Here is a 26,273-nt window from a genome sequence, read left to right as displayed (position 1 = left end):
CGACGGACCTCGGGACGCTCTTACACCACGTCTGCGCGCGCCACCAAGCAAGACAACGTTATTCCCCATAGGTTCAATAAAATGAGCTTCCTAACGATAATGCATATCATTAGGAAGCCCAAATGTCATAAAACATATGTGACTATCTTTGCAACAGTACTCATATTTGGCGTTTTTTGCACAGTGGGTATATAACTGACCCTCTATACAGCCTAAAACGCCTATTTCGATGCGCACTCCGCCGCTTCAATCACGTGTTTGGCGAGAATCGCCGTTGTCACAGCGCCCACGCCGCCCGGCACGGGCGTGATGGCGCCAACAACTGGCTCCGCAGCATCAAAATCGACGTCACCGACCAGCTTGCCGGCGGCCTCGTCCCAGTTAATGCCCACGTCGATGACCGTCTGGCCCTCGCGAACCGCATCCGTGCCAATCGTGCGCGCGCGTCCAACCGCGGCAACAACGATGTCGGCCGCACAGCACTCGGCAGCAAGGTCGCGCGTATGCGTGTGGCACGTCGTCACCGTGGCGTTGCGAGCCGCAAGCATGGCGGCAACGGGACGGCCGATCACTAGGGACCGACCGACAACGGCAACTTTGGCCCCATCCAGCTCAACGCCATAATGGTCCAGCAAAGCCAACACGGCTTCGGCCGTGCAGGGAGCAAAGCCTTCGCCACGACCCGAAAGCGCGGTGAGCAGCGAAACCGGTGTCACGGAGTCGACGTCCTTGGCGGGATCGAGTGCCGCGGCAACTGCATCCTCATCAAGCCCAGCGGGCAACGGACGAAACATCAGGCAGCCGTGAACAGCGGGGTCGGCATTGATGCCCTTAATAGCCGCCAGCAACTCATCCTGCGAAACATCGGCAGGAAGCAAAACGCGGCGAGCCTCAATGCCAACCTTCTCGCAGCGCTTGAGGGCGCCGCGCTCGTAGGACAGGTCGTCCTCGCGCTCGCCCACACGAACGATGGCCAGTGTCGGCACGATGCCCCGTTCGCGCAGGGCGGCGCAGCGAGCAGCGAGCTCCTCGGTCAAAGCACGGGCAACGGGAGCACCCTTGAGCAGCTCGGCCATGGCTATCCCCTCTTCCTTGCGGCGTCGGCGGCGCGGCGCGCCAGCGCATCGGCGCGCGGCAGCCACGTATCCAGCAGATCGTCGCACGCTGCCTCGAGTTCCTCGGCGCGCGCCCGGTCTTTCATAGATGTGGTGTTGGCAAAGAGCGTCAGGCTCGCACCCTGCATGGCGGCGCGGCAGAACACGGCACCGCACGCCACGTCGGACAGCAGCTGGCGCGAGCCCTTGTCTGCCATGTCCTCAAGCAGCGCCAGCGCACGACCGCACGCATCCATAATGCGGTACGGCGGCATGGCTGCCACATGCAACGCATCTTGAATCGCAGTTGGTCGAGCCGGGTCATCACGAGGAATACCGTATGCCGCAGACACCTGGCCATACGCACGAACGTCCTCGGCGACCAGACCCACGAGCTCCTGAGCCAGCTCGTCTGCCTGGGCAAATGCGCGCGTCAGATCGTCTGCGCGATCGGCAAGCGCGGGGTTGGTTGCGCCGTAGCGCGCGACCATCCCGCACAGCGAGGCGCCCAGTGCGCCCACAAAGGCGCTCGCGCTACCGCCGCCGGGAACCGGCTCGCGCGCGGCAAGCGCCTCGGCAAACCCTCGGCAGGTTTTATCCATCATCTCTTGGCTCATCGAAACACCTCTGCCCACCGCGCCGGCCACCACGGGCCGCACGCATAATAAAAAATGGGACAACGACGCCAGGAAGCGGTTGTCCCATTCATCGATCTTGTCCAAGTCAGTCTAGCCCATAAGACAAAGGCTGTCAGGAGCTCTGGCTATCGGCGTTTCCGATTGCCTGCTATAGGCGCGGGTGCCTAGTCCACCTGAAACGTCGGCAGCAGCGTGTCGATAATCTTCGACCCCATGTCGCGGTTTGCAGTCGAGTACTCCAAATGCGCCGTGGCAATCGTCGAATCCGTGACGATCGTCTTTTCGTAAATGATCGTGTCGCCCTCGCGCCACGAAACCACGTACCAGTTGTCGCCCTCCGCGGTATAGAGGTCAGCCTTGCCCGAGGTGTCCGCGTTGACGAACATCTCGTGCGAGGTTTCGTCGTTAATGTTGACGTAGCCAAACAGGTTGATTACAAAGCCCGTCTCCGGATCCTCATACCTGGCGCCACTGCCGCTGGGAGTATCTTCCATCTCAAAGCGATTGGGAATCGACATGCTATAAGGATGCATGTCGTTCGTGTACGTATACACGTCGGTTAGGTAATCGTCCGAATCGCCCGAGCCGTAGTATGCCGATTCGTCTTCGGGAACGGCCTCGTCATCCGACGACGCAGACTCCTTGGACTTGGACTTGTCGCTCTTCTTCTTGGCAGAAGAATCTTTCTCGTCCGAAGACCCGGTATCGATCATCGAGATTTGTGTGCCAGAGCTCTTGGACCCGTTAAGCATCGTGAGTGCAAACACCGTGCCGCCACCGATGAGGACCGCAGCAGCACATGCCACAGCGATAATGACCGGCGCCTTGCTCTTAGGCTTTTGAGGCACAGGCGCGACCGGCGGCATCGACTGGGTTAGGCCCGGGGCAGAGGAAGGACCAGCGCCCGTAGGCGTCGGCACGGAACCACCCGCCAGCGAGGCCCCGCAGTGCGTACAAAACGTCGATCCATCGGGAACTTGCTGTCCGCATTTTTGACAGAACATCGTTCGACCTTTCGTGGTTTAGCTTTTGTCACAGCCAAGTCTATACGCCCCCACCCAAGACGCTGTTGCGCAACATGGAAAAGACGATGCTGAGCCGTGCCGTCCCATGCGCCCAGCGCCCCAAACATGGGACACATGGTCCACCTTTCGAGACTCCCGGGCAGCACAAGCTGGGGCATACATATAGGTAAGGAGCCCTATGTTGGGGCAACGCTCATCACGGCACCGGACGACGAATGGAGGAATAACCGCACAGCAAACAAAGTCATCATGTGCACGCGCAACCGCCGCCCCAGCAATCCGCGGCACACGATGTCATCGACAGACAAGGAGGACACCATCATGAAGAAAAAGACCCTATCGATCCTTTCCCTTTGCATCGCCCTCTTTGCCGCGTTTGCCCTTGTAGGCTGCGGCGGGATCGCATCGGGCGGAGGCGGCAGCACCTCAAAGAGCGAAGGCAAGGAAAAGGCCCCCGTCGCCGAAAAGACTGACTTTATCTGGTTTAAGGTCGAGATGCCCGAGGGCGTTGGCGTAAGCGACTCCGCCGGCAAGAATGCCGACAGGGTCCAGCTCACCTTCCCCGAAGACGAGAACGCCTCGGCCGATCGCTTTATCCCCGTTTGGAAAAAAGCGCTGACGGCCGAGGAATCCCACGCCGACCAGGCGGAAAAGAAGGGGGATACGTTCCAGTGGAAGGATGGCGGGTCCGTCGAGTATAACGGCAGGACGTGGCTCGTCGGAACATACGAGGACAACAGTGGCATCTCAACCATGCTTTTTACCGATGTTGAGCCGGGAAGCGTCTACGTCCTCATCTCGAACTTCGACCAGCACAAGAAAGAAGCCGAGGCGCTCCTCAACTCCATCGAGTTCCCCGATGACATGGAAGAGGCAGTTTCCGAGGCACGCGAAGTCGAGATTTCGAGCATCGAGATCAAGTAACGGGACACCCGCACGCGCCTACGCGCACCCGTGCACATGCGCCCCATTAAAACAACGGGCACCCAACCCGGGGAGGGCCGACAGTATCGGCCCTCCCCTCTTTTACACCCGCGCATATTGCCACTTAACGGCGCAAATCCGGCCCTCAGAATGGGACACATGGCCCACCCTAGCGAGCCGTCCACGCGTACAGTAAAGGCAGGTAATCCATGGGCGGTTACAGATTGAGGAGGACACGACCATGAAAAAGAAGGCCTTAGCGATTCTCACCCTCTGCATCAGCCTCTTTGCCGCGGTTGCCCTGGTGGGTTGTGGCGGAAGCGGTGGCGCTACCGGCAGCAGCGGTGGCGGCGGCGCGGAAAAGCCAACCGTGGATATGAGGACCGACTTCATTTGGTTTAAGGTCGAGGTCCCCGAGGGCGTCGAGATTACCGACGTTGCCGGCGACACGGCCGACAGGGCCCAGTTTAAGTTCACCAAGAGCGAGCACGCCAGCGACCGCTTCATCCCCGTCTTCGACCCTGACAAGAACGCCGACGAGCTGTTTGACTACGAGGCCAAGTGGAAGACCGACTTTGAGTGGACCGAGAATGATCCCGTTAAGTACAACGGCAAGACCTGGCGCAACGCTTCCTACACGCACACGGGCGGCGTGACGACCGAGTACTTCACCGACGTTGACGGCGGCAGCGTGTACGTGCGCATCGACAATGTCGAAGAGCACAAGGACGCCGTCGAGACCATGATGAAGTCCCTGGAGTTTGCCGATGATATCGCCAAGGCCAAGACCGAGGCCATGGACGTCAAGCTCGACGATATCGAGATCAAGCGCTAAAGCTCCAACGGCATGCAGCAGCGCCGTTTTAGCTCAGCCGGGATGCAAGGTGCGACTCCTTGCATCCCGGTTTTTTGTGTTCGAAAGCGCCCGGTCACATCACCATATTGAGCACGTTGACGAATTCCTGCGCCCTCGCGTGACTGCTGAGGCTAAAGACACAGGCAGTCAACAGCCTGTTACGCAGAAAAACGTCGCGGCCCTTGATCCTGTTGACCCCCGTGATGTCCTTAAGGTAGACAATCTCGGTGTGCTTGCCGCCGAAAGCGCCCTTCTTGAGCACCTCGATACGGTTAGGGTAAATTTTGACGTCTTTAAACCTACCCGAACCCTTGTCCTGAAACAGCAAGGTGTTGTTGTCCATGCGTGTCACTCCCATGGGGTTCGCTAAAACTGCCTCTATGGTCACATTTTAGTCACCGCAAGGCTCCCATGCGAAGGTGCCAGACAGCACAGCAATTCGTGTCCGCGCGAGACTTTAAACTAAATGCGATAAAGATGCATTCCATAAGAGGAAAGTGGGGCGACAGTGATGGGCGAACTGGTAAACCGTGGAGAATCGGCAATCGTGCCAGAAGTTTTTTACAAGCAGGTTTCCTCGATTCTAAACGCCGCTCGCGACAAGGCCTATACCGCCGTTAACTTTGCGATGGTTGAGGCATATTGGGAAATCGGCAAGAGCATTGTTGATGAACAGGGCGGAGAGGAGCGCGCAGCATATGGAGAGGCATTGATTGCAGGCCTCTCCAGAAGGCTTACCGCGGATTTCGGAAGAGGCTTTGGCATCGCAAACCTTCGCAATATGCGTCAGTTCTTTCTTGCGTTTCCAATTCGCGACGCACTGCGTAGCGAATTGAGCTGGACTCATTACCGCAGGTTGATGCGCATTCCCGACCCTGATGCTCGCGCCTGGTACATGAACGAATGCGCCGATTCTCGTTGGAGCACGCGTCAGCTCGAGCGTCAGATCAACACCATGTTCCGCGAGCGCCTGCTTGCCAGCAAGGACAAGGAGGCCGTCACCCAGGAAATCCAAGAGAGCGCCCCGGCTCGTCGCCCCGAGGATATCATCCGCGATCCATATGTACTGGAGTTTTTAGGTTTCTCGGACGATACTGCGTTTCGCGAGAGCGATCTAGAGCAGGCGCTCATCACGCATCTTCAGAAGTTCCTGCTGGAGCTTGGCCGTGGTTTCGCTTTCGAGGCGCGCCAAAAGCGCATCACCTTTGATGGGCGCCATTTCTATATTGACCTTGTGTTTTACAACTATCTGATGCGCTGCTTCGTGCTCATCGACCTTAAGACGGACGATCTTACGCATCAGGACCTGGGCCAGATGCAAATGTACGTGAACTACTACACGCGCGAGCTCATGAACGAAGGCGACAATCCGCCTATAGGCATCGTGCTCTGCGCGGACAAAAGCGACTCGATTGTCGAGTACACGCTGCCCGAAGACAACGACCAAGTGTTTGCCGCCAAATACTTGCCGTATCTTCCAAGCAAGGAAGAGCTGGCGCGCGAGCTGAGTGCCGAGTACCGCGCCATCAACGAAGCGACTAATGGCGAAGCGCAAGGGTAGCAGCACGTTGCGACCGATACCCCCGACGGCGTTTCATATCCCCCGACATAAGAGGAGCGCTCCATGACAGACAGACCGAAAACGACACTGCGCGACTGCATCTATGGGCTTGCCGTCGGCGACGCGCTGGGCGTTCCCTACGAGTTCAGGCCCCGCGGCACATTCGAATGCACCGACATGATCGGCTACGGCACGCATGGGCAGCCCGACGGCACCTGGAGCGACGACACGTCCATGACGCTTGCTACCTGCGACTCGATTAGGGAGCTCGGGCACATCGACACCGCGGACATGCGCGACAAGTTCGTCGGCTGGATTGCCCGTGACGAGTATACAATCGACGGCGTTTTCGATTACGGCGGCACAACCGCCCGCGCCTTGCACACCGGCAAAGGAGGCTCCGGCGAGCGCGACAACGGCAACGGATCGCTCATGTGCATCGCGCCCCTGGCGTTCACCGATGCGACAGACGAAGAGGTCAGCGAGGTCTCCGCGATTACGCACGCCCACAGAACGTCAACCGATGCATGCGTCATATTTGTCGAGCTGATGAGGACCGTGATGAACGACGCGCTCCCCTCGTGGGCACTCCACCTGAAAGGCGTGCCTGAGCACGAAATCAGGTCTGGCGGCTTCGTGCTTGACACGCTTAAGGCTGCCGCCTGGTGCTTTGTGAACACCAACAGCTACGAAGAATGCGTGCTTGCCGCCGTCAACCTAGGCGACGACGCCGACACCACCGCAGCCGTCGCCGGCGCGCTCGCAGGCACGGCATACGGCATCGACGCCATCCCGCAGGAGTGGGTCGACACCCTGCGCGGTAAAGAGTTGATTGAGAGCTGCCTGTTTTAGGGCGCCATTCAAGAAATAAGGCAGGAGGCATCATGGAGAGGAAGGTCGCAAATATAGACGAGTTCCAAGTGGACGAAAACGGGATTCCGCTATTTCCAGTAGGACTGAAGGAAGAAGCCAGCCTCTATATCCTCCCCGACGGGCGTTACCTCCCCTGCGGGGTCTACAGGACCGCGGACGGCGATTCGCTCATTTATGAGCCGTTCGAGCTCAGCACCTTCGGGCAGATGCTGGCTCAATTCAAACTATGAACTTGTTTCTTGAAATCCTGCGCCTCTCGATGTATGTGACCGGCATTGCCCGGAACCTCTACTCGATCTGGCGGGAATATAAGCAGTAACGGATAGCGAAGGGAGTCATAGAAAAGGGTCGGTTGCAGCCGACCCTTTAAGACGATAGCACCTGCGTTGCCCGCGCTTCCAAAGTTGACCGACTGAGGAGCGGGTTCCGCGGCACATCCTGATTTTACCCAGTGGCAAGGCTCTTTTACAGCCGTTCCACCGTTTATTTACATCTGCCAATCAAGACGAGACTACTACGCACCTTTATTACACACGATATTTTCAGCCTGGTATAACCAAGTTCAATAATAGAATGCAAATCCAACCACCGTGTCTGATTACAAAAAGATTTTTGCCTTTTCTGCAGCAAACTCTTCCTCGGTAAGCACTCCACTATCACGCAGCGTTGCAAGCCTCTCAAGCCTTGCAACTACATCAATCACTATCCGCCAGCGTCTCAATAGTCTGTGAAACCTGCGGATACCGCTCAAGCTCCTTCGATAGGGCATCGACTATCTCGGCAATATTCTTTGCATTTTTGCCCCCGTTTAATACGTTTGCCCTGACCTTAGATGACGACTTGACAGTAACGCCAGATCCGCCTTCAACTGGAACAACCGAAATACTGATATTTTCGCCCCAAGACCAAAGGCTCATACCAATCTCGGCTGCAACTGTTCTTGTTGTGGGCGATGCACTATCAACTTTTACTTTAGGCAGCTTTTCCATAGCTGCCTTCAAGGCATTAAACGTGTCGTCAGGAGAATACGGTACCTGAAGCTGAAGCTGCTGATCCGCAAAACCCATAATCTGGCCTCCGCTTCTTACAAGATTAAGGCTATCGGCAATGGTAGCACGTTCCCAGCAGTCTTAAATTCGTCTCATGACCTTGCGATGCAGCCCGACGCCCCGGCTCCGCTTCCCTACTTCCCAAAGATCGCAGCGAACAATCCCTTGCGCTTGGGTTTTTCTTCTCGGTAGGAACCCTCGGCAGCCGCTGCCACCTGACGTGGCTGCTCGTCGCCTCCACGGCGCACAATTTGGTACAGGAATGGCGATTTGATGTATTTGACCTCGACGGGCGTGGCGTGAACGGTGCTTTCGCCGGACAGATGCAGGCTCGGATTGAGCGGCGCCACAATATGCGTCTCGCGCTTGTCGCTAAACACCACCGCCGCCGCACGGCCCGTCTGGCCGTTCACGGCAATGCGCACCTGCTCGCCATTACGTCCATCCGACGCGGGACGATCGACAAAGTAGACCGGCACCATAACCAGGCCGTCCTTGTGCTTGCGGGCCTTGCGCGCCCAGGTGCGGATGCTCTTTTTATTGAGCCCCAGGAAAGTCTCGGCATCGTTGCCAACAATGTCGAGCGCCAGCTTGTCAATGACCACCTGGTCCTTGGTGGACGCATCGACGGAGACAACGCGGAAGTCGCCTTCCTGCATGGCCGGGTCGAACGACCCAACCTTGGCAAAGTCCCATGGCTCCAGAATGCCCATAAGGCGAACGTCCAGGTAGTTTGCCCTGGGATATGCCCAGTCGAGCACCTCGTAGTACACCAGGGTCTCCTTGCTCAGGCCCTTGCCCGGGAAGGACGCCATCATGCGCAGGTCCGCGAGCGCCATGGGGAAGTAGAAGAGCATCATGTCGTTTTGAATCGCGTCTTCCACATCGTGACCGGCAAAGGCGTCTGGATATCGGCGCACCAGCTCAAGCGCATTGGCGCGCGCCTGCTGCGGCGTTATCTCGCAGGGAATACCCTGCTCGGGCACATATTCCGCACCAACGCCCATGGTCAGGCGCTTGCTAAACGTCCCCGGCTTGAGCAGGTCGGCGACACCGATCTTATTGCCGCAGGACGGGCACTCAAACACGCGCTGGGTCGACTCGCCCTCAAAGGACGCTCCGCAGAAGGGACAGGGGATGCTCACGTGCGTGGCCTCTTGGAACTCCTGGGCCGTGCCGCGGTCTTCCCACAGCAGATGCTCCAGAACCGACTGATTGCGCCAGTGCTCATTAAAGAAATACCAGTCGGGGTCCACCGGGCGCTCGAGCTGCGACACATGCGTGAGCTTAAGCAGCCCATCGACAACCGTCAGTGGCGTATGGCGAATGCCCAGGGCGCTCTTGGGCTCCCCCGCATCGGCCTGCCACGGAACGACCGTGCCGCAATAGGCGCACTCAAAGCTGCGTTTAGCCTGGTGTGAGTACATAGGGCCGCCGCAGTTTTGGCATTTAATGGCAAACATCTCGTCCATGAATACGTCCTCCTTTGCACTGGGGCTGTCGACATTAAGTATGTCGGGCAGGTAAGCACGTGCCCATACCCATGTGGCCCAAAATCGAGCACCCAGGCAGACGAGAAGGCTCGCTCGTTAGCACCGGCAGACCATTACTGCATTTTCTGAGCATCGGTGCACAGCGCCTCCGCGCGAGCTACACTATCCCCTTAAACATGATTGTGAGGACGACCGCTATGCTATTTGTAAATCGGCTGGTACATACGCTTGTTCCCGGCAGCGAGGGCGAGCCGGTCGATACCTCCTGCCGCACCAACGCGGGCTTCGCCGCAAGCCTCATCTGCATTGGCCTCAACATCACTCTGTGCCTGGCCAAGGGCATCGCGGGCCTGCTCGCCGGCTCCGTCTCCCTCATCGCCGACGCTTTCAACAACCTCTCCGATGCCTCGAGCAACATCGTAAGCCTGCTCGGGTTCCGCCTTGCCAGCCGCCCGGCAGACGAAGGCCACCCCTATGGCCACGGCCGCTACGAGTACCTAGCCGGTCTGTTCGTCGCCGTCCTGGTTTGCGCCGTCGGCATCAACCTGATCCTCGAGTCGGTCACCAAGATCATCAAGCCCTCCCCCACCGCCTACACGCTGGTCTCCCTAGCCGCTCTCGTCTTGTCCATGCTCGTCAAATTCTGGATGGCCGCATTCAACCGCGCGCTGGGCAACCGTATCGATTCCGAAACACTCATTGCCACAGCACAGGACTCCAAAAACGACGTCATCACCTCGGGTTCGGTCTTGATGGCGGCGCTTATTTCGCAGACGACCGGCTTTGACCTCGATGGCTGGGCAGGCCTGGGTGTGGGCATCTTCATCTGCATCAGCGGCATGGGTCTAGTGCGCGACGCCATCAGCCCGTTGCTGGGACAAGCGCCCGACCCCAAGCTCGTTCAGGCAATCCGCGACAAGATCATGTCCTATCCGCAGGTCTTGGGCACACACGACCTGATGGTGCACGACTACGGCCCCGGTCGTCAGTTTGCCAGCGCCCACGTGGAGATGCCCGGCGAGGGCGACGCATTTGAGCACCACGAGATTTTGGACACCATCGAGCACGACATCAAGCGCCAGATGGGCATCGGCATCACGTTGCACTGTGACCCCATCGCCACCACCGGCGACGACCTGCGCGGCTGGGTCAAGCGCGGCATCATGCAGATCGACCCCGCGCTCTCCATCCACGACCTGCACGAGCACGACGGGTTCGTTTCGTTTGACCTTGTGCGTCCCGACGGCTTTGACATATCCGACGAGGAGCTGCTGGAGCTCGTCACGCGCATCGTGCACGAGCGCCGACCCAATGCCTCATGCGTCGTTACGTTTGACTCGGGCTTTAGCTCGCCCGAGCGTCCGGCCGAGCAACTGTAGCCCGCTTAACAGCTAGTTTCCCTGCGCGCCCGAGATGCCGTTTTGCAGTGCGTTCCAGGCATCCGTCGCCATATCACCCAGGTTCTGAGCGGTGTCGCCCAGGTTCTGCGCCGTGTCGCCCAGCTCTTGCGCTTTGTCTCCCAACTCCTGTGCCTTGTTGCTCAAGTCCTCCAGCGTATTGGAGCTCGAGCTGTCGGTACCGCTTTGGCCGTCGGGCGAGTTGCCCGAGCTATTCTTGTGCGTGAGTTGAATTTCGAGGTTGCCGCTGTCGTTATAGTAAGCAGAAGTAACGACCCAGTTGGCATCGATGACGGGCGTTGAGCCATCATCAGTCAGGACCACGGCATTCGAAAGATTGGCGCCGCGCGACTTGAGAAGTTTCTTGGCGTTGGACCAGTACTGCCCCGGGATATCGCTCAGATCGACGGTGCTAGACGAGGCGGACTCGGTTTGCTCGGCAGCGGTATCAGCCGTTGAACTCCCTCGCTTGTTGAGCATGCCCGACACAATGGCAAACACAACCGACAGCGCAAAGAAGATCGCCAGCACGATGAGGATCTTCTTGATCACGCTCGACGAACGCGACGGCTTCTTCTCCTCGTCCTCGCCATATTGCGGAATCGACTTGGGGTACTCGCGATACGGCTCGCGCGACTCGTAGCGAGGCTGCGCCGTGCGAGGCATATACGTCGTCTGCTGAGGCTGCGGAATGGGATTCTGCGGCAGGTCATCATAGGGATTCGGTGTCGAGGCGGCATAAGAATCCTGCGGCGCATAATCAAACGGGTCCGGAGCTGCGTTGCCATAGGGGCCTTGCGAAGATGCAGCATAAGAATCCTGCGCCGTGTCGCCATAGCCCATAACCCGGGTGGGCTCGGCAGAAGGCTGCGTCGCGGCGGGGTCGGTATAACCGCGGTTGGGAACAACGCGGGTCGCATCGGCGCTATCGCCAGCCTGCGCGGAACCGTAGCCGCCCATCACGGTTGTCTTGTCCTGATCCATGCAACGATTCCTTTCCGTCGCGCGTGAGCATCAAGTTATCCATGCATTCTACCCGCGCAAAAGCCTATGATGGGCAGAGCCCGTCGATATCTACAAGACATGCGCGGGCCTAAGGATAAAAAAGCCCCGCCGGGCCTTGGTAGGCACGGCGGGGCGGGCTAGCAGCTATGGACAGCAGGCTTAGAACAGGCCGGTGATGTTGCCGTCGTTGTCGACGTCGATGTTCTCGGCCGCGGGGACCTTGGGCAGGCCCGGCATGGTCAGAACACTGCCAGTCAGTGCGACCACAAAGTGGGCACCGGCGGAAACCTTGAGCTCGCGCACCGTGATGCGGAAGTTCTCGGGAGCGCCCAGGGCCTTGGCGTTGTCGCTAAAGCTGTACTGCGTCTTGGCCACGCACACCGGCAGGTTGCCAAAGCCGTTCTCGCGCAGCTCGGCGAGCTGGCGCTTGGCGGCCGGCGTAAAGTCGACGCCGTCGGCGCGGTAGACCTTGGTGGCAATGGCCTCAAGAGCGTCGGCCACATCGGCGCCGTCCTCATAGGCAAACTTGAGCTCGCTCGGCTGCTCAATCAGACGCATGACCTCATCGGCAAGCTCGAGCGCGCCCTCGCCGCCCTTGGCCCAGACCTCGGAAAGCTTAACGTTGACGCCGAGCTTCTGACACTCGGACTCGATGAGCGCAAGCTCGGCCTCGGTGTCCGTCGGGAAGCGGTTGATGGCGACTACGCAGGGCAGACCATAAACGTTCTGGATGTTGTCGACGTGACGCAGCAGGTTGGGCATGCCGGCCTTGAGTGCCTCGAGGTTCTCCTCGTTGAGGTCGGCCTTGGCGACGCCACCGTTGTACTTCAGCGCACGAGCGGTCGCGACGACCACGACGGCGCTGGGGCGAACGCCCGTCATGCGGCACTTGATGTCGAGGAACTTCTCGGCACCCAGATCAGCACCGAAGCCGGCCTCGGTAATGGCGACATCGCCAAAGCGCATCGCCATACGCGTGGCCATGATGGAGTTGCAGCCGTGGGCAATATTGGCGAAGGGACCGCCGTGGACAAACGCGGGCGTACCCTCGAGCGTCTGCACCAGATTGGGCTTGAGCGCATCCTTAAGCAGGGCCGCCATGGCACCCTGAGCCTTAAGGTCACGGGCGCGAACGGGCTCGCCGGCATAGCTGTAGCCGACAACAATCTCGCCCAGGCGCTCCTTGAGGTCGTTAATGCTCGTAGACAGGCACAGGATTGCCATGACCTCGGAGGCGACGGTGATATCGAAGCCGTCCTCGCGCGGCACGCCCTGGGCCTTACCGCCAATACCGTCGATGACGTGGCGCAGCTGACGGTCGTTCATATCGACGACGCGCTTCCAAGTGATGCGTTTAACGTCGATGCCAAGCTGGTTGCCCTGCTGAATATGGTTGTCGAGCATGGCGGCCAGCAGGTTGTTGGCAGCACCGATGGCATGGAAGTCGCCGGTAAAGTGCAGGTTGATATCCTCCATGGGGATGACCTGAGCCCAGCCGCCGCCGGCAGCGCCGCCCTTAACGCCAAAGACGGGGCCAAGCGAAGGCTCGCGCAGGGCCACGGCGCTCTTGACGCCGCGACGGCGCAGGCCGTCGGCCAGACCGATGGTCGTGGTGGTCTTGCCCTCGCCCGCAGGCGTTGGGTTGATAGCGGTCACGAGGACGAGCTTGGCCTGGTGATCAGTCGGCTCGTTGAGCAGTGAATAATCGACCTTAGCCTTGTCGAAGCCGTACGGAATCAGGTGCTTAACGTCGACGCCGGCGTTCTTGGCCACCTCGGTAATAGGCAGCGGCGTGACAGAACGTGCGATTTCGATGTCAGTAGGCATAGGCGGTCCTTTCGTTACCGAATGAGAAAAAGACCAATTCAGCATAGCACGGGCGCGCAATAGTAAAACACCCGTAACCGATGAATGGCGATATGTTTATCCAATGCTCAGCGATAGCTTAACAGCCCGCCAAAACAAAGCGCCCTAAATGGTAGGTTCAATCCCCAAGTGCTCAAAGGTGCGAAGCGTTGCCTGGCGGCCCTGGGGCGTGCGAATCATCAAGCCGCACTGCAGCAGATAGGGCTCATAGACATCCTCGAGCGTTCCCGGGTCCTCGCCCACCGCGCTGGCAAGCGTTGTCAGGCCCACGGCACGTCCGGAGAACGTCTTAGCGAGCGTCTCCAAAATGCGAATATCCATCCAGTCCAGACCGAGCTCATCGATCTCGAAGAACTCGAGCGCCTGGCGACAGATATCGAGCTCGATGGGGCCGTTGCCGCGCACCTGTGCGTAATCGCGCACGCGCTTGAGCAGGCGGTTGGCAAGACGTGGCGTGCCGCGCGAACGCGAGCCGATCTCGAGTGCACTGGGATGGTCGATCGTCACGCCCAGGATAGTCGCCGAGCGCGTAACAATCTGCGCGAGTTCCTCGACCGTGTAGTAATCCAGGCGATATGAAATGCCAAAGCGGTCGCGCAACGGGCCGGTCAACATGCCTGAGCGGGTCGTTGCCGCCACCAGCGTAAACTTGGGAATATCCAGGCGAATCGAGCGCGCCGCCGGACCCTTGCCAATCACGATATCGAGGGCAAAGTCCTCCATCGCGGGGTACAGGACCTCCTCGACCGAACGGTTGAGGCGGTGGATCTCGTCGATAAACAGCACATCACCCGGCTGCAAGTTAGTAAGGATGGCTGCCAGGTCGCCGGTGCGCGCGATGGCAGGGCCACTCGTGGTCTTGATCTGAGCGCCCAGCTCGTTGGCGATAACCGTAGCCAGCGTGGTCTTGCCCAGACCCGGAGGGCCCGAGAAGATCACGTGGTCGAGCGTCTCGCCACGGCTCTGCGCCGCTTCGATCAACACGCGCAGGCTCTGCTTGATATGCTCCTGGCCGCAGTAATCGTCCAGGCGCTGGGGGCGCAAAGTGCGATCGACATCGAGGTCCTCGGCCGTCAGCTCCGAGCCCACCATGCGCTCGCCGTGCGCCATGGATGCCGCCGGCGAGTTGCCGGGCGTCGCCCACAGGTCCTGAGAGTCATCGGCTTCCCACATCACGCATCCATTCCGAGTCGCTTAAGCGCCGCGCCGAGCAAATCCTCGACACGCATATCCTGCCCATCATACCCGCTCAGAGCGACATCGGTCTCCTGCGGGCTAAAGCCCATGGAAAGGAGTGCCGCACGGGCGTCATCGATCGCCGAAGGAGCGGCGGCGGGCACGGGCATCGCAACCTGACCGGGGATCGCATCGACCGGCACAAAGCCCTTGTCCTTGGCAAAGGTGCTCTTGAGCTCCAAGATGAGGCGCTGGGCGGTCTTTTTGCCCACGCCGGGCACCTTGGCCATGCCCTTGTCGTCCTCGGCCATCACCAGGGAATACAGCTGTCCCACGGTATAGGTGGAAAGTACGGCGAGCGCCAAGCGCGGGCCAACGCCCGAGACGGACACGAGCCGGTCGAACATCGTGCGCTCATCCTTTGAAGAAAAACCGAAAAGTGTCATGGCGTCCTCGCGCACCTGCATACGCGTGTAGAGGCGGACCTCGCCGCCGGGCGTCGGCAACGTGGCCGCAGTGCTGCCCGAGATGCCGAGCTCAAAGCCAACGCCCGACACATCGACGACAGCAGAGCTCATCGTGGCCTCGACAAGCGTTCCGTGGAGCTGGGAGATCATCAGTATCCGGTTCCTCTCTGTTGATAGAACTCGCCGCCGGTAAGCGCCCGGGTACGGCTGAGGTTAACGTGGCAGATGGCGCAGGCCAGGGCATCGGCGGCATGGTCGGGATGCGGGTCGTGATCGAGCTGCGTGAGCGTGCGCACCATGTAGGCGACCTGCCGCTTATCTGCGGCACCGGTACCCACCACAGCCTGCTTGATCTGCATAGGCGTGTACTCGCCGATCTCGAGCGCGCACTCCGAAAGCGCCACGAGCGCGGCACCGCGGGCATGTGCCGTGGGGATTGCCGAGCGGACATTAGCGCCAAAGTAGATGCTCTCGATGGCAGCGGTATCGGGTCGATAACGCTCCACGACACCCTTGAGGTCGCGGGCGATATGCGACAGACGCACCGCGAGCGGGCTGCCCGCGCTGGTCTCGATACAACCGTAGGCACGGCAGCGAACCTCGCCGCGTCGCTCCTCGATAATCCCCCAACCCGTATGGGCCAAACCGGGGTCGATACCCAAAATGACCAAGCCAACCTCCCCTCGCCACAAGTACGGCGCAAGGCAAGGCCCCGCGCATCATTCACGAACGTCTGTTCTAGAATAACACAACGGGGCCAAGACGCTTAGTTGAAGTATCGGGGTTGGGAGCAAATCCCAGTCCTTAGTTAGTTTTGGCTGAAGAATGGGAACTGCCTCGGATCTATCGGCGGATGCGACATCGGGCCATCCTGGGGACCACCTTGCGAGCCGCCCTGACCGCCCATCATCTTATCGATGGCGTCCTGAACCTCGCCCTCGAACTTCTTCATTCCCTCGTGCAAACGACGCTGACCGTCCTCGGAGCGCAGCTCCTCCATCTGCTCGGGCGAAATACCCAGTAGCTCGCCCAGCACGCCCATCATCTCGTTTCGCATGCGCTCGCTCGTATCCTCGTCAGCAAAACGGCGCACCTCGGCGCGCGCCAGCGAATCGACCGACATACGCTCCTTGCCATTAAGCCCCAGGTCGGACCAGGCGAGCATGTACGGCCAAGAGCGCTCGGCAAACGAGCGGGATGAGACGATCGGTGCCGTCGGCAATATACGGCGGGCAGCCTCACCCTGTCGAACGAGCATCAGCAGCAGCGAGCAGGCCTCAGGCTTGCCAGCGGCCATCGGGATGTCGTCGAAAGATCGATTGCGGTCCACGTGCGCCTCGAGCGCGCCATCGACCTCACCCGGTTCGAGCCCACCGAGCAGCTGCGCCGCGCGGTCGAGCATGTCGACCGGACCGTCGAGCGTCGAGAGCGCTTGCGCCAGCACGCGCTCCATGCAATCCTCCACCGCGTTGAGCGTCACGAGCTCTTGGGGCACCACGGCAGACGTGCGGTTGCGCACACGTGCCACAAACTCAAGCGTTGACAGATACACATCGCCAAAGGGCGCAAAGTCGCCCTGGTAGCCGCCGGAAAGGGCGGGCGCCGCCAGCGCGTACTCGGTCTTGGAAAGCGGGCTCAGCGCCATCGCACCCAGCTCGAGCGCCGTGTCCTCCAGCATGAGGCCCAGCGTGCGCGAGCGCAGACGCTCGGCATCACCCGCCGACACGTCGCGATCGAGCACACGCGCCGCATCCGGTGCATCGCGCTCGACGGTGCGAATGTGCAGACGCTCGGCGATGGCGCGGACGGCGGCACAGCGGGCGGCCTCCACCTCCTCCTGCGCCGGCGTAAAAATACGGTTGCGCCCCAGCACCAGGCCAATCACATTACGCGGGCCCAGAGCGTCGACGGCCAGCGCCGCCAGCAGGGACGACGGCAAGTCACCCTCGAGTGCCACCACAGCACGCGACGCACCGTGGGCTCGGGCGTTGTCGCGCACAGCGAGCACCAGCGCCTGCCACAGCCACTCCTCGGAACGAAACTCGGGCAGTTCGTGATCTTCCAGGGCATCGAGCACCACGCCGCGCTGAATCTCCTGAACCAGCAGGCTCTCCTCAAAACACGGCGCCTGGGCCACCACGCGGCCGCAGTCGTCGAGCACAAACGAACCGCCGGTATACACCGACTCGTCATAGGCACCGACCGGCGCCATGCAGGCAAACCACACGCTGCGCTTGGATGCGATCTTGCGGTAGGCGCCGCTGCGAACGGCGGCAATGGCAGCAGTCTCGCGGTCGGTCATGTCAAACGCGTTGAATTGGAAATACGCAATGAGGTCGACGCCAGTCGGCAGCATCTCGAGTTCGCGGTCCAAGTCAAAAATCACGGCGATGCGCACGCCGTCCACGTCGAACACCGGCGGCGCCCAACGCGTGTCGTTGTTCTCGCCACGCTGCAGGGCAATACTTGCGCGCGCAGGCACCACGCGACCATCCTTAAGCATCATATAGTCAAGCAGCGGCTGACCCTCAAACGAAACCGCCGCGGGCACGATGCAGATCATGTCAAGCTCCTGGATGCGCTCGGCGACACCAGTCAAGCCGGCAAGCATGTCGTGCTCAAAGTCGGCAGCGCCCACCAGGCCACCGGGCATGGCGCCCATAAAGAGCGGAGCCGGAACGCACAGCACGCGCGCCCCGCGCTCGTGGGCCAGACGAGCCTGGTCCTCGATGCGGCCGCAAATGCCCTCAATATCACCCAGGCGCATATCGATCTGTGCAAGCGCGAGCTTCATGGCTCAGCCCTTTCCGTCGTAAACCATCGAAATCGTAGTAAAAGCGCCGGCCGCATGATGCAGTCGGCGCTCGCATGTGCATATGCTAGCTATGATACCCCGAGCGGGGGCGCGCTCCTAGAACGTCGCGGACCACAGCCCGTGCAGGTTGCAGTAGGCATAGACGGTACCGGTCTTGGAACCGCCGGCAAAAAACGTCGCGGGCTTCATGCCGGGCTCAAGGTAATGGACCTCTAAGCGGCCCTCGGCCTCAAGGGCGATCCACTCAATATAGTGCTCGGGCAGGCTGGGGTGCTCGACCGAGCCAACGCGTGCGCGAATCACGTGACCGTCGCGCTCGGTCTCGACAACAGGCACGTGCTTCTCGTGCGCCGCGTCCTCAGTGTTTGCGGTCAGTTCCGTGCAACCGGCAGGGGTTGCAACGTCGTTGCCAAGGGCGGCAATGAGCTTACCGTCGGGGTCCTTAAAGAATTTCGCCATGATGTTCTCCTTTGCTGACGTGCAAATGTTCTTGATGGTTCTTATGCCCAAAGGCAGACAAACCATCCACGGCATTGCAAATGAACACATAACGGGCGGGGACGATGGGGCAGCGCGCGCTATCCGCCCTGACGGCCCCGCCCGAGCGGGTTAGCGCCCGTCGCCGCCCAGCAGCGCCAGAACATCTTCGCGGGTAAACAGCGCCGACGAGATGCCGTCGCCGCCGAGCACGCTGTTGACCAGGTCGCGCTTGGACTCCTGCATCTGCATAATGCGCTCCTCGATCGTATCCTTGGCGATGAGCTTGTACACGGTCACGGTATGTTGCTGGCCAATACGGTGCGCGCGGTCGGTCGCCTGGTCCTGCGCTGCCACGTTCCACCACGGGTCGTAGTGGATGACCACGTCGGCCGCCGTCAGGTTAAGGCCCACGCCGCCCGCCTTGAGCGAAATCAAAAAGACCGGAACCTCGCCCGCTTGGAACTGCGCGACCATCTTGGCGCGGCTCTCCTTAGACGAAGCGCCCGTGAGCTTAAGGAAGGCGATGTCCTCCCTGGCCAAGCGCTTACCGATGATATCGAGCATACCCGTGAACTGGCTGAACAACAGGATGCGATGCCCGCCGTCGAGTGCGCCGTGCACGAGCTCCATACACGTATCGAGCTTGGCGCTCCCCGCCTTGTAATCCTCGTAGTGTAGACGCGGGTCGCAGCAGATCTGGCGCAGCTTGGTGAGCTCGGCGAGCACCTTGAGTTTGTCCTTCTTAAACTCCCCAGCCTCGCGGTGCTGCACCTGCTGGGCGATGCGGTCCTGGTTGGCCAGGTAGAGCTTGCGCTGCTCGCCGGTAAGCTGCGCCATGACGGTGTCTTCGATCTTCTCGGGCAGGTCGGCCACCACGTCTTCCTTAACACGGCGCAGCACAAACGGCGACACGAGCGCCTGCAGGCGAGCGGCGCTATCGCCCTCGGCATGCTCGACGGGGCTCTCAAAGCGCTTGGCAAACGACTCGCGCGTCCCCAAAAGGCCCGGCATCAAAAAGTCGAAGATGCTCCAGAGCTCGGACAGGCGGTTTTCGATGGGCGTGCCCGTCAGGGCAAAGCGCACGCCGGCAGGCAGACGCTTGGCGGCGCGCGCCACCTGCGTGAGCGGATTTTTAATGTACTGTGCCTCATCGAGCACCACGCGGGCAAAATCCTGCTCGACGTACTCGTCGATATCGCGCCGCATAAGGTCATACGACGTCACGACCACGCTATGCTCGGCCACGCCGGCGATCTGCACGCGGCGTTGAGCCTTGGCGCCCACAATGGCGCACACATCGAGCGACGGGGCAAAGCGCTCCAGCTCGGCAGTCCAGTTGTACACGAGTGAGGCCGGGCATACCACGAGCGTGGGCTTGGTGTCCCCCGCCTCCACGCGCGCCAGAATATGCGCAATCATCTGGAGCGTTTTGCCCAGGCCCATGTCGTCGGCCAAGATGCCGCCAAGGCCCAGGTGTTCGAGCGAGCCGAGCCACTGGTATCCGTCGACCTGGTAGCCGCGCATCGTTGCCTTGAGCGATGCCGGCACCGTAAAGTCCATCTTGCCGAGCGTGTCCAGGCGCTCAACGGTACGGCGGAACGCAGCGTCGCGATCGGCCTCGAGCGCCGGCGTGCGTGCGAGCATGCTGTCGACGAACAGGGTGCTCGACGCGGGAAGCGACACGCCGTCGAGCAGGTCGACGGCATCGACACCCAGGTCCTCGGCAAGGCCAAACGCGGCGCGCGCCCCCTCGTCCAGGCGAATGATGTCGCCGGACGTAAGGCGCGCAAACGTTTGATGGCGCTTGTACGAATCGAGATAGACGGCAAGGTCCGCGGCCGAAAGCCCGCTCGCGCCCAGCTCGACATCGAGCAGATTGCTCTTAACGGTCGCACGAACCGAGAGCTTGGGCGCGGGGCGGACCGAGATCTGGCGCAGACGGTCGCTGAGCATGACCTCACCCAGTTCGGACAGGGCGGACAGGCCCTCGGTCAGCAGGCAGAACAAGCGGGCGTCATCGCGCTCCTCAAACGCCAGACCGCCCTCGTAGAAATCGAAGTACAGGGCCGCCGTATCCATAACGCGAAACTCCGCCACCTCGTCGCGGGGCGGCACACCGGGGCGCTGCTCTTCGAAGGGGCTGCCCGGAGCGCCCAGGCTAAAGAGATCCGCCGACCAATCGCCGTAGGTAACCGTAATTTTGCAGGTCACGAGCCCATCGTCGACACCGATCGCCATAGCAAAGCTCGGCTCGGGTGCCACGGTATCGAGCGCGGCGGGCGCGGTGAGGTCGGTGTAGTCGCGCAAAATGGGCAGCGCCATACGGCAGAACTCACCCACCTGCTCGGCGGCAATATGGGCGGGCGTGCGGCACGGCAGCAAGCGCGACAAAAAAGGTGCGGCATGCTGAGCAAATGCAGCGTCGGTACGGCGCGCGCGGCGCGTGTCAACCAAGTAGGCGGCATCGCCCGACGCAAAGCAGTACATATCGGCGGGCAGGCGCAGGTCATAGCTACCACCAGCCGCCGGCGCGATTTTGGCGGCAAGCAGCGGTGGGCGCTTAGCGGATGCCTCGTCCTCCCCTTGCGGAGACAGCTCAACCGCCACGTCGTAGGTGCGATGTGTCGTCATCCCCCGCGACCAGGCGGGCTCAAAGGAGATGGTCTGGCCGCGCAGCAGGTCCAGCACATATACGATGCTATGCTCGGACAGCGGCAACTGACGCTCGGCAACAAAACCGCTGCGGGCAAAGTCGTACGACGCCGAACGCGAGCTTGTGATGTCATCGAGATAGGCAACTGTCGTCACAACAAGGTTGAGCAGCTTTGCCGATGTTTCGTCAAAGGCCTCAGGTGAATGGACAAACGTGAGCTTCTTGCCATAGGAGAACGTGCCGCCGCGCACGTAGGCATCGGCCATGCCGTCGATGTCCTTGACCACGTAGGAGACCGATCCACAGCGAATGCGGAACTCGAGCGCCCAGCTAAAGCGGTCAGCGAACAGCGGATTGTAGTACGGCACCAACGAGGGCTCCAACGCCGCTTTGGGGGCGTCGGGATCAACGGCACCGGCAAGCTTGCGGCGCATGCTCGCCAGCTCATCCATGCGCGCGTCCGAAAGATCGGAAAGCGCCGCCACAAGGCTCGGGCTCGTGGGGACGGGCGCCGGGAAGGGAAAGTTGGGGTTGACGGCCGGCGCTTTGGGTGCGGTGCGCGCGGGCTGTTTCGACTGCGCCGTAAACGTGCGAACCGGCGTGCGCAAACCTTCGACGGGCTCGGCGCCGCTGGCATCCAAATACGCCAGAGCCGTGGCAATAGCGTGCTTGCACATACCGGGGTAACGATAGACGGCGGGGCAATCGCAGTCGTAGTCGATCACCTCGTGCTCGTCCATGTCGAGCGCCACGTGCGTCTTGTACAGGTCGCCACGCGAACCGCGCACCGAGCCCTCGACCGTCACGTTTTTGGAGAAGCGCGAGCCGCTGTCCTCAATCGACAGCACGGCGCCGTTGAGCATGAGCGAACGCCCCTTCATAAAGGTGCCGCTCAACGCCGCCTCTTTGCGAAGCGCCTGCACAAACGTCCCCTGCGCCATCACTTCCTCCAATCTCACCCGGGGTAGCTTAGATCACCGTCACGCGGCCCTGGTTACCCACAATGGCCTTGGCCTCGGCCAGCAGCGGAATCGAACGCGCGTTGACCTTGGCAGGTACCTCGGCACGCAGCACGCGCCCGTCCACCTGCTCGATAAAGATCTCCACGCGGTCGCCGCCCGGGTTAGCGGTGAGCACCGTGGCCAGGCGCGCCATATTGCCCTGGCTAAAGCGGCTGTTGGGCACCATGACCTCAAACACCTTGGGCTTGTTGTTCTCCTCGTTGAGCTCGAGCGGCACGATCTCCTGCGCGATGATCTGGTCGCCGCGGTCCGAGCGCTCGAGCTTGCCCTTAATGCGCACAAAGGCATCGGACAGCTGCGCGCCGGTCTCGGGATCGACCTCGCCGTACAGGTACCCCTCGGCCTCCTTGTAGGTCTTGGGGAACACGACGACGGTGGCCTCGCCTTCCATGTCCTCGAGCTGCACGATGCCCATGGGGTCACCGTTTTTGGTCACGCGCTTGGACACGCTCGAGACCATGCCGGCCCACCACAGCGCCTTGCCCTCGGGAATTTCCTGGTTGATGGTGCCGCCCGTAGGATTCTGAACTTCGTAGCCGGTGTCGATCTGCGAGAACGAGAAGTCACGCGCCTTGGCTAGTGCATACTCAAACGGGCGCAGCGGGTGGTCCGAGACATAGATGCCCAGAACCTCCTTCTCCTGACTCAACTTAAGGTGGCGGTCCCATTCCTGGCCATCCGGATCGGGCACGCTCACCTCAAAGCCCGAGCCCTCAACGTCGCCAAACATATCGAAGAACGACGTCTGGCCGCTCGCGCGATCCTTCTGGCGCTTTACCGCGGCATCGATGATGTTCTCGGGGTTGTTCTTGTCCACAAAGTGCATCATCTGGCGACGCGGATACCCCGTGGAGTCGAAGGCGCCTGCCTTGATGAGCGATTCGATCACGCGGCGGTTGGCCTGGCTCGAGTCCACGCGCTCGACAAAATCGTGCAGCGTCTTAAACGGACCGCCCGCCTCGCGCTCGGCGATAATCGCCTGCGCCACGCCGGTGCCCACGCCGCGGATGCCGGCCAGACCAAAGCGCACGCCCTCCTTGGTAGCCGTGAACTCGGTACCGGACTCATTGACATCTGGCGAAAGCACGGGGATGCCGTCGTGACGGCACGCCGAGACGTAATGAACGATCTTGTCGGTCTTGCCCGTGTAGGACGTCAGAACGGCCGCCATGTACTCGTGCGGATAGTGCGCCTTGAGCCACGCCGTCTGCATAACCAGGATGGCGTAGCCGGCGGAGTGCGACTTGTTAAAGGCGTAAGATGCGAACTCGAGAACATCGTCCCAAATCTTCTGGGCGACCTCGCGCGTGTAGTTGTTCTTGATAGCGCCGTTCATCCAGTGGTCGTAGGTGGTCTCGTCCGAGCCATCCTCCCAGTGCAGCACCGTCGACGTGAGCAGCTTGATCTTTTTCTTAGCCACGGGTTTACGGATACGCGAGTCCGATTCGCCCTTGGAGAAGCCGCACATCTCGACGGAGATGAGCATAACCTGCTCCTGGTAGACCATGGTGCCGTAGGTTTCGCCCAGGATGTCGTCCAGGCGGTCGTCGTAGGAAACCGCCGGTTCCTTGCCGTTCATACGGTTGATGTAGGACGAGACCATGCCGGCGCCCAGCGGGCCCGGGCGGTACAGAGCGATCAATGCCACGACGTGCTTGTACTCGGTGGGCTTCATGTTCTTGATCGTGGCCGTCATGCCGGCGGACTCGACCTGAAAGACGCCGGCGGTGTGGCCGGAACCCATGAGCTTAAAGATCTCGGGGTCGTCAAAGGGAATCTCTTCCTCTTTGATGTCGATGCCGAAGTTCTTTTTGATGTTTGCCTTTGCCTTGGAGATAACAGTCAGCGTGCGCAGGCCCAAGAAGTCCATCTTGAGCAGGCCCATGTCGGCAACGGTATGGCCCTCGTACTGGGTAATCTCGACGCCGCCCTTGGTGTCGAGCTTGGTGGGCACGTGCTCGTTGACGGGGTCGCGGCAGATCAGAACGGCGCACGCGTGCACGCCCTCGCCACGGGTGAGGCCCTCGATTGAGAGCGCCGTGTCGATGATGCGGCGGGCGTCGTCGTCCTTTTTATATGCCTCGGCAAAATCGGGGTTAAACAGGTCCTCTTTGCCGGGTTGCTTTTCGAGCACCTGCTTGAGCTTGACCTTGGGGTCGCTCGAGACCATCTTGGACAGACGCTGGCCCATGTAGACCGGGTAGTCCAGAACGCGCGCGGCGTCGTTGATGGCCTGCTTGGCCTTAATGGTCGAGTAGGTGATGACGTGGGTGACCTTCTCGGGACCGTAGAGCTGGCGAACGTGCTCCACGACCTCGAGGCGCCGCTCATCGTCGAAGTCCATATCGATATCGGGCATCTCGGTACGCTGCGGGGACAGGAACCTCTCGAACATCAGGCCGTTCTCGAGCGGGTCAAACGCGGTGATGTTCATGGCGTAGGCGACGATAGCGCCGGCGGCAGAACCACGGCCGGGGCCGACGCCGATGCCGTTGTCCTTGGCCCATTGCACGTACTCGGCAACGATCAAGAAGTAGGCGGCAAAGCCCTTGTCGCAGATGACCTTGTATTCGTACTCAAAGCGCTCTTTGATGTTGACGCCGCCGATCTCGCGCGTGGCCCAGTCGTCACCGTAGTGCTGGCGCAGGCCCTTCTCGCACTCGCGGCGGAACTGGCTCTCGTGAGTCTCGCCGGGATCGAGCAGCGGGAAGCGCGGCAGGATGATGGAGTCCCAGTCCAGCTCAACGTAGCACTTGTCGGCGATCTCGAGCGTGTTGTCGCAGGCCTCGGGGCAATACGGGAACATCGCCCGCATCTCCTCCTCGGTCTTCATATAAAACTCCGAGCCGGTCATGCGCATGCGGTTGGGGTCGTCGACCTTGGCGTTCATGCCAATGCACATGATGACGTCCTGCACGGGAGCGTCCTCGCGGCGCAGGTAGTGGAAGTCGTTGGTGGCGATGACCTTGACACCTACCTGCTTGGCGATGTCGATGAGCGTGCGGTCCATCTGCTCATCGGTCAGGCCGTTGTCGGTGGTGATGCCGTGTTCCTGGATCTCGATATAAAAGTCGCCAGGTTCGAAGGTATCACGGAAGGTCTCGGCCCACTTGATGGCGCCTTCCATGTCGCCGCGGTCGATGTATTTGGGAATGATGCCCGCGATGCAGGCGCTGGTGCAGATCATGCCCTTGGCGTGGCGGCGCAGGTTGTCGAGCGTCACGCGGGGCTTGTAGTAAAAGCCCTGCACGGCTGCCTCGGAGACCGTCTGCATCAGGTTGACGTAGCCCTCCTGGTCCTTGGCCAGAAGAATCATGTGGTAGAGCTCGGGTTTATGGTCGCGGGCGAGCGTCTCGTCCGGCGTAAAGTAAACCTCGCAGCCAAAGATGGGCTTGATGACCAGAGGCGGCTTGAGCTCGTCGATGTTGCCCTTCTCATCCCACATGGCCATGTCCTTCACATACTGGGCATGCTCGCGCGGGTTTGCCTCGGGGTCGGGCTCCACCAGCTCGTCGCGGCGGTCCTTTTCCAAGAAGGCCTTGTCGTGACTCCAAGTTTTGTACTCGGGCGTGTTGTGGTTGACGGCGTCGCAGGCCAGCGCCAGATCGGGCACGCCATACATGTAGCCGTGGTCGGTAATGGCCACGGCGGGCATGCCCAGCTCTACGGCACGGTTGACCATATCCTGGATACGGGTTGCGCCGTCGAGCATGGAGAAAACAGTGTGATTGTGCAGATGGACGAATGCCATGTGATGAGCTCCGATGCGGGTTCGTGTTCTGACTGAACGATTTTACCCCACGGCACGGACAGCACCCGAACCAAGCCAAACCCACACGGGCAGTCTTTTTGGGACGTGTCTTTTTTAGCTGCTTTGAC

22 protein-coding genes are annotated in these 26,273 nt (G+C 60.7%); 6 read left to right on the top strand and 16 right to left on the bottom strand.

Going from position 1 to position 26,273, the window contains the following annotated elements; genetic code table 11:
* Window positions 1-221: 221 nt before the first annotated feature.
* The 3 genes from DW024_RS06630 to DW024_RS06620 all read right to left on the bottom strand — a co-directional run bounded on the left by DW024_RS06630 (window position 222) and on the right by DW024_RS06620 (window position 2,736).
* Window positions 222-1,076 (bottom strand): bifunctional 5,10-methylenetetrahydrofolate dehydrogenase/5,10-methenyltetrahydrofolate cyclohydrolase, encoded by an 855-nt coding sequence (locus tag DW024_RS06630; protein ID WP_118377285.1) that lies wholly within the window; start codon window positions 1,074-1,076, stop codon window positions 222-224.
* A 2-nt stretch (window positions 1,077-1,078) separates the two neighbouring features.
* Window positions 1,079-1,711: a cyclodeaminase/cyclohydrolase family protein gene (locus DW024_RS06625; protein WP_118267097.1), complete on the bottom strand. Its 633-nt coding sequence runs from the start codon at window positions 1,709-1,711 to the stop codon at window positions 1,079-1,081.
* A gap of 185 nt (window positions 1,712-1,896) precedes the next feature.
* The gene (locus DW024_RS06620) at window positions 1,897-2,736 is read right to left on the bottom strand and encodes a zinc ribbon domain-containing protein (protein WP_118267095.1); all 840 of its coding nucleotides are present in this window, start codon (window positions 2,734-2,736) and stop codon (window positions 1,897-1,899) included.
* A gap of 342 nt (window positions 2,737-3,078) precedes the next feature.
* On the opposite strand from DW024_RS06620, the gene DW024_RS06615 reads away from it, so the two are divergent.
* Entirely contained in the window at window positions 3,079-3,681 is a 603-nt protein-coding gene (locus DW024_RS06615) for a hypothetical protein (RefSeq protein ID WP_118377284.1), read from the top strand.
* A gap of 241 nt (window positions 3,682-3,922) precedes the next feature.
* Window positions 3,923-4,516 (top strand): hypothetical protein, encoded by a 594-nt coding sequence (locus DW024_RS06610; RefSeq protein ID WP_118267091.1) that lies wholly within the window; start codon window positions 3,923-3,925, stop codon window positions 4,514-4,516.
* A gap of 94 nt (window positions 4,517-4,610) precedes the next feature.
* On the opposite strand, the gene DW024_RS06605 is transcribed toward DW024_RS06610, so the two are convergent.
* A complete protein-coding gene (locus DW024_RS06605) occupies window positions 4,611-4,880 on the bottom strand; it encodes a hypothetical protein (protein ID WP_118267089.1) in 270 nt (89 codons plus the stop codon).
* A 204-nt stretch (window positions 4,881-5,084) separates the two neighbouring features.
* Here DW024_RS06605 and DW024_RS06600 point away from each other — a divergent pair, with 204 nt between their 5' ends.
* From DW024_RS06600 to DW024_RS06590, 3 genes are all read left to right on the top strand, one after another.
* Window positions 5,085-6,098 (top strand): YhcG family protein, encoded by a 1,014-nt coding sequence (locus DW024_RS06600; protein ID WP_148333820.1) that lies wholly within the window; start codon window positions 5,085-5,087, stop codon window positions 6,096-6,098.
* A 63-nt stretch (window positions 6,099-6,161) separates the two neighbouring features.
* The gene (locus DW024_RS06595; protein WP_118267087.1) at window positions 6,162-6,950 is read left to right on the top strand and encodes an ADP-ribosylglycohydrolase family protein; all 789 of its coding nucleotides are present in this window, start codon (window positions 6,162-6,164) and stop codon (window positions 6,948-6,950) included.
* Window positions 6,951-6,982: 32 nt separating this feature from the next.
* Window positions 6,983-7,201, top strand: a complete 219-nt coding sequence (locus DW024_RS06590; RefSeq protein ID WP_118377282.1) for a hypothetical protein — start codon at window positions 6,983-6,985, stop codon at window positions 7,199-7,201.
* A 368-nt stretch (window positions 7,202-7,569) separates the two neighbouring features.
* Here the strand turns inward: DW024_RS06590 and DW024_RS10435 are convergent, their stop codons facing one another.
* The 3 genes from DW024_RS10435 to DW024_RS10200 all read right to left on the bottom strand — a co-directional run bounded on the left by DW024_RS10435 (window position 7,570) and on the right by DW024_RS10200 (window position 9,492).
* Window positions 7,570-7,740 carry an SHOCT domain-containing protein gene (locus DW024_RS10435; RefSeq protein WP_089572150.1) on the bottom strand — a complete coding sequence of 57 codons (171 nt, stop codon included), beginning with the start codon at window positions 7,738-7,740 and terminating at the stop codon, window positions 7,570-7,572.
* On the bottom strand, window positions 7,667-8,038 hold the full coding sequence (locus DW024_RS10085; RefSeq protein ID WP_147338930.1) for a DUF1499 domain-containing protein: 372 nt from the start codon (window positions 8,036-8,038) through the stop codon (window positions 7,667-7,669). Before DW024_RS10085 ends, DW024_RS10435 begins: the two co-directional genes overlap by 74 nt.
* A 116-nt stretch (window positions 8,039-8,154) precedes the next feature.
* Window positions 8,155-9,492: a hypothetical protein gene (locus DW024_RS10200; RefSeq protein WP_089572151.1), complete on the bottom strand. Its 1,338-nt coding sequence runs from the start codon at window positions 9,490-9,492 to the stop codon at window positions 8,155-8,157.
* Between the two features lie 218 nt (window positions 9,493-9,710).
* On the opposite strand from DW024_RS10200, the gene DW024_RS06575 reads away from it, so the two are divergent.
* Window positions 9,711-10,892, top strand: coding sequence for a cation diffusion facilitator family transporter (locus tag DW024_RS06575; RefSeq protein WP_118377281.1), 1,182 nt, complete (start codon window positions 9,711-9,713; stop codon window positions 10,890-10,892).
* A 12-nt stretch (window positions 10,893-10,904) separates the two neighbouring features.
* Here DW024_RS06575 and DW024_RS06570 read toward each other — a convergent pair whose 3' ends face one another.
* The 9 genes from DW024_RS06570 to dnaE all read right to left on the bottom strand — a co-directional run bounded on the left by DW024_RS06570 (window position 10,905) and on the right by dnaE (window position 26,145).
* Window positions 10,905-11,894: a hypothetical protein gene (locus DW024_RS06570; RefSeq protein ID WP_118377280.1), complete on the bottom strand. Its 990-nt coding sequence runs from the start codon at window positions 11,892-11,894 to the stop codon at window positions 10,905-10,907.
* Window positions 11,895-12,074: 180 nt separating this feature from the next.
* Window positions 12,075-13,742, bottom strand: a complete 1,668-nt coding sequence (locus tag DW024_RS06565) for a formate--tetrahydrofolate ligase (protein WP_117564492.1) — start codon at window positions 13,740-13,742, stop codon at window positions 12,075-12,077.
* A gap of 144 nt (window positions 13,743-13,886) precedes the next feature.
* Complete coding sequence (gene ruvB / locus DW024_RS06560; protein WP_118377279.1) at window positions 13,887-14,954, bottom strand: Holliday junction branch migration DNA helicase RuvB; 1,068 nt, start codon at window positions 14,952-14,954, stop codon at window positions 13,887-13,889.
* Window positions 14,954-15,574: a Holliday junction branch migration protein RuvA gene (gene ruvA, locus DW024_RS06555; protein ID WP_117564493.1), complete on the bottom strand. Its 621-nt coding sequence runs from the start codon at window positions 15,572-15,574 to the stop codon at window positions 14,954-14,956. Before ruvA ends, ruvB begins: the two co-directional genes overlap by 1 nt.
* Window positions 15,574-16,095 (bottom strand): crossover junction endodeoxyribonuclease RuvC, encoded by a 522-nt coding sequence (ruvC, locus tag DW024_RS06550; protein WP_035137351.1) that lies wholly within the window; start codon window positions 16,093-16,095, stop codon window positions 15,574-15,576. The genes ruvA and ruvC overlap by 1 nt, the downstream gene beginning before the upstream one ends.
* Before the next feature lie 137 nt (window positions 16,096-16,232).
* Window positions 16,233-18,218, bottom strand: coding sequence for a hypothetical protein (locus tag DW024_RS06545; protein WP_118377278.1), 1,986 nt, complete (start codon window positions 18,216-18,218; stop codon window positions 16,233-16,235).
* Between the two features lie 117 nt (window positions 18,219-18,335).
* Complete coding sequence (locus DW024_RS06540) at window positions 18,336-18,698, bottom strand: desulfoferrodoxin family protein (protein ID WP_089572163.1); 363 nt, start codon at window positions 18,696-18,698, stop codon at window positions 18,336-18,338.
* Between the two features lie 150 nt (window positions 18,699-18,848).
* The gene (locus DW024_RS06535; RefSeq protein WP_118377277.1) at window positions 18,849-22,313 is read right to left on the bottom strand and encodes an SNF2-related protein; all 3,465 of its coding nucleotides are present in this window, start codon (window positions 22,311-22,313) and stop codon (window positions 18,849-18,851) included.
* Window positions 22,314-22,341: 28 nt separating this feature from the next.
* On the bottom strand, window positions 22,342-26,145 hold the full coding sequence (gene dnaE / locus DW024_RS06530) for a DNA polymerase III subunit alpha (protein ID WP_118377276.1): 3,804 nt from the start codon (window positions 26,143-26,145) through the stop codon (window positions 22,342-22,344).
* Window positions 26,146-26,273 lie beyond the last annotated feature (128 nt).

Source organism: Collinsella sp. AF37-9, assembly GCF_003475115.1.
Lineage (GTDB): Bacteria > Actinomycetota > Coriobacteriia > Coriobacteriales > Coriobacteriaceae > Collinsella.
Note: the sequence above shows the minus strand (reverse complement) of the source record. Positions and strands in the feature narration are given on the sequence as shown.

Coding starts and splice junctions, on each gene's coding strand:
- DW024_RS06545 (WP_118377278.1), bottom strand. CDS start 18,218: ATGAAGCTCGCGCTTGCACAGATCGATATGCGCCTGGGTGATATTGAG.
- DW024_RS06535 (WP_118377277.1), bottom strand. CDS start 22,313: ATGGCGCAGGGGACGTTTGTGCAGGCGCTTCGCAAAGAGGCGGCGTTG.
- DW024_RS06570 (WP_118377280.1), bottom strand. CDS start 11,894: ATGGATCAGGACAAGACAACCGTGATGGGCGGCTACGGTTCCGCGCAG.
- DW024_RS06595 (WP_118267087.1), top strand. CDS start 6,162: ATGACAGACAGACCGAAAACGACACTGCGCGACTGCATCTATGGGCTT.
- DW024_RS06625 (WP_118267097.1), bottom strand. CDS start 1,711: ATGAGCCAAGAGATGATGGATAAAACCTGCCGAGGGTTTGCCGAGGCG.
- DW024_RS06575 (WP_118377281.1), top strand. CDS start 9,711: ATGCTATTTGTAAATCGGCTGGTACATACGCTTGTTCCCGGCAGCGAG.
- dnaE (WP_118377276.1), bottom strand. CDS start 26,145: ATGGCATTCGTCCATCTGCACAATCACACTGTTTTCTCCATGCTCGAC.
- DW024_RS06610 (WP_118267091.1), top strand. CDS start 3,923: ATGAAAAAGAAGGCCTTAGCGATTCTCACCCTCTGCATCAGCCTCTTT.
- DW024_RS10200 (WP_089572151.1), bottom strand. CDS start 9,492: ATGGACGAGATGTTTGCCATTAAATGCCAAAACTGCGGCGGCCCTATG.
- DW024_RS06620 (WP_118267095.1), bottom strand. CDS start 2,736: ATGTTCTGTCAAAAATGCGGACAGCAAGTTCCCGATGGATCGACGTTT.
- DW024_RS06605 (WP_118267089.1), bottom strand. CDS start 4,880: ATGGACAACAACACCTTGCTGTTTCAGGACAAGGGTTCGGGTAGGTTT.
- DW024_RS10085 (WP_147338930.1), bottom strand. CDS start 8,038: ATGGGTTTTGCGGATCAGCAGCTTCAGCTTCAGGTACCGTATTCTCCT.
- DW024_RS06565 (WP_117564492.1), bottom strand. CDS start 13,742: ATGCCTACTGACATCGAAATCGCACGTTCTGTCACGCCGCTGCCTATT.
- DW024_RS06615 (WP_118377284.1), top strand. CDS start 3,079: ATGAAGAAAAAGACCCTATCGATCCTTTCCCTTTGCATCGCCCTCTTT.
- DW024_RS06590 (WP_118377282.1), top strand. CDS start 6,983: ATGGAGAGGAAGGTCGCAAATATAGACGAGTTCCAAGTGGACGAAAAC.
- DW024_RS06630 (WP_118377285.1), bottom strand. CDS start 1,076: ATGGCCGAGCTGCTCAAGGGTGCTCCCGTTGCCCGTGCTTTGACCGAG.
- DW024_RS06540 (WP_089572163.1), bottom strand. CDS start 18,698: ATGGCGAAATTCTTTAAGGACCCCGACGGTAAGCTCATTGCCGCCCTT.
- ruvA (WP_117564493.1), bottom strand. CDS start 15,574: ATGATCTCCCAGCTCCACGGAACGCTTGTCGAGGCCACGATGAGCTCT.
- ruvB (WP_118377279.1), bottom strand. CDS start 14,954: ATGTGGGAAGCCGATGACTCTCAGGACCTGTGGGCGACGCCCGGCAAC.
- DW024_RS10435 (WP_089572150.1), bottom strand. CDS start 7,740: ATGCCCTATCGAAGGAGCTTGAGCGGTATCCGCAGGTTTCACAGACTA.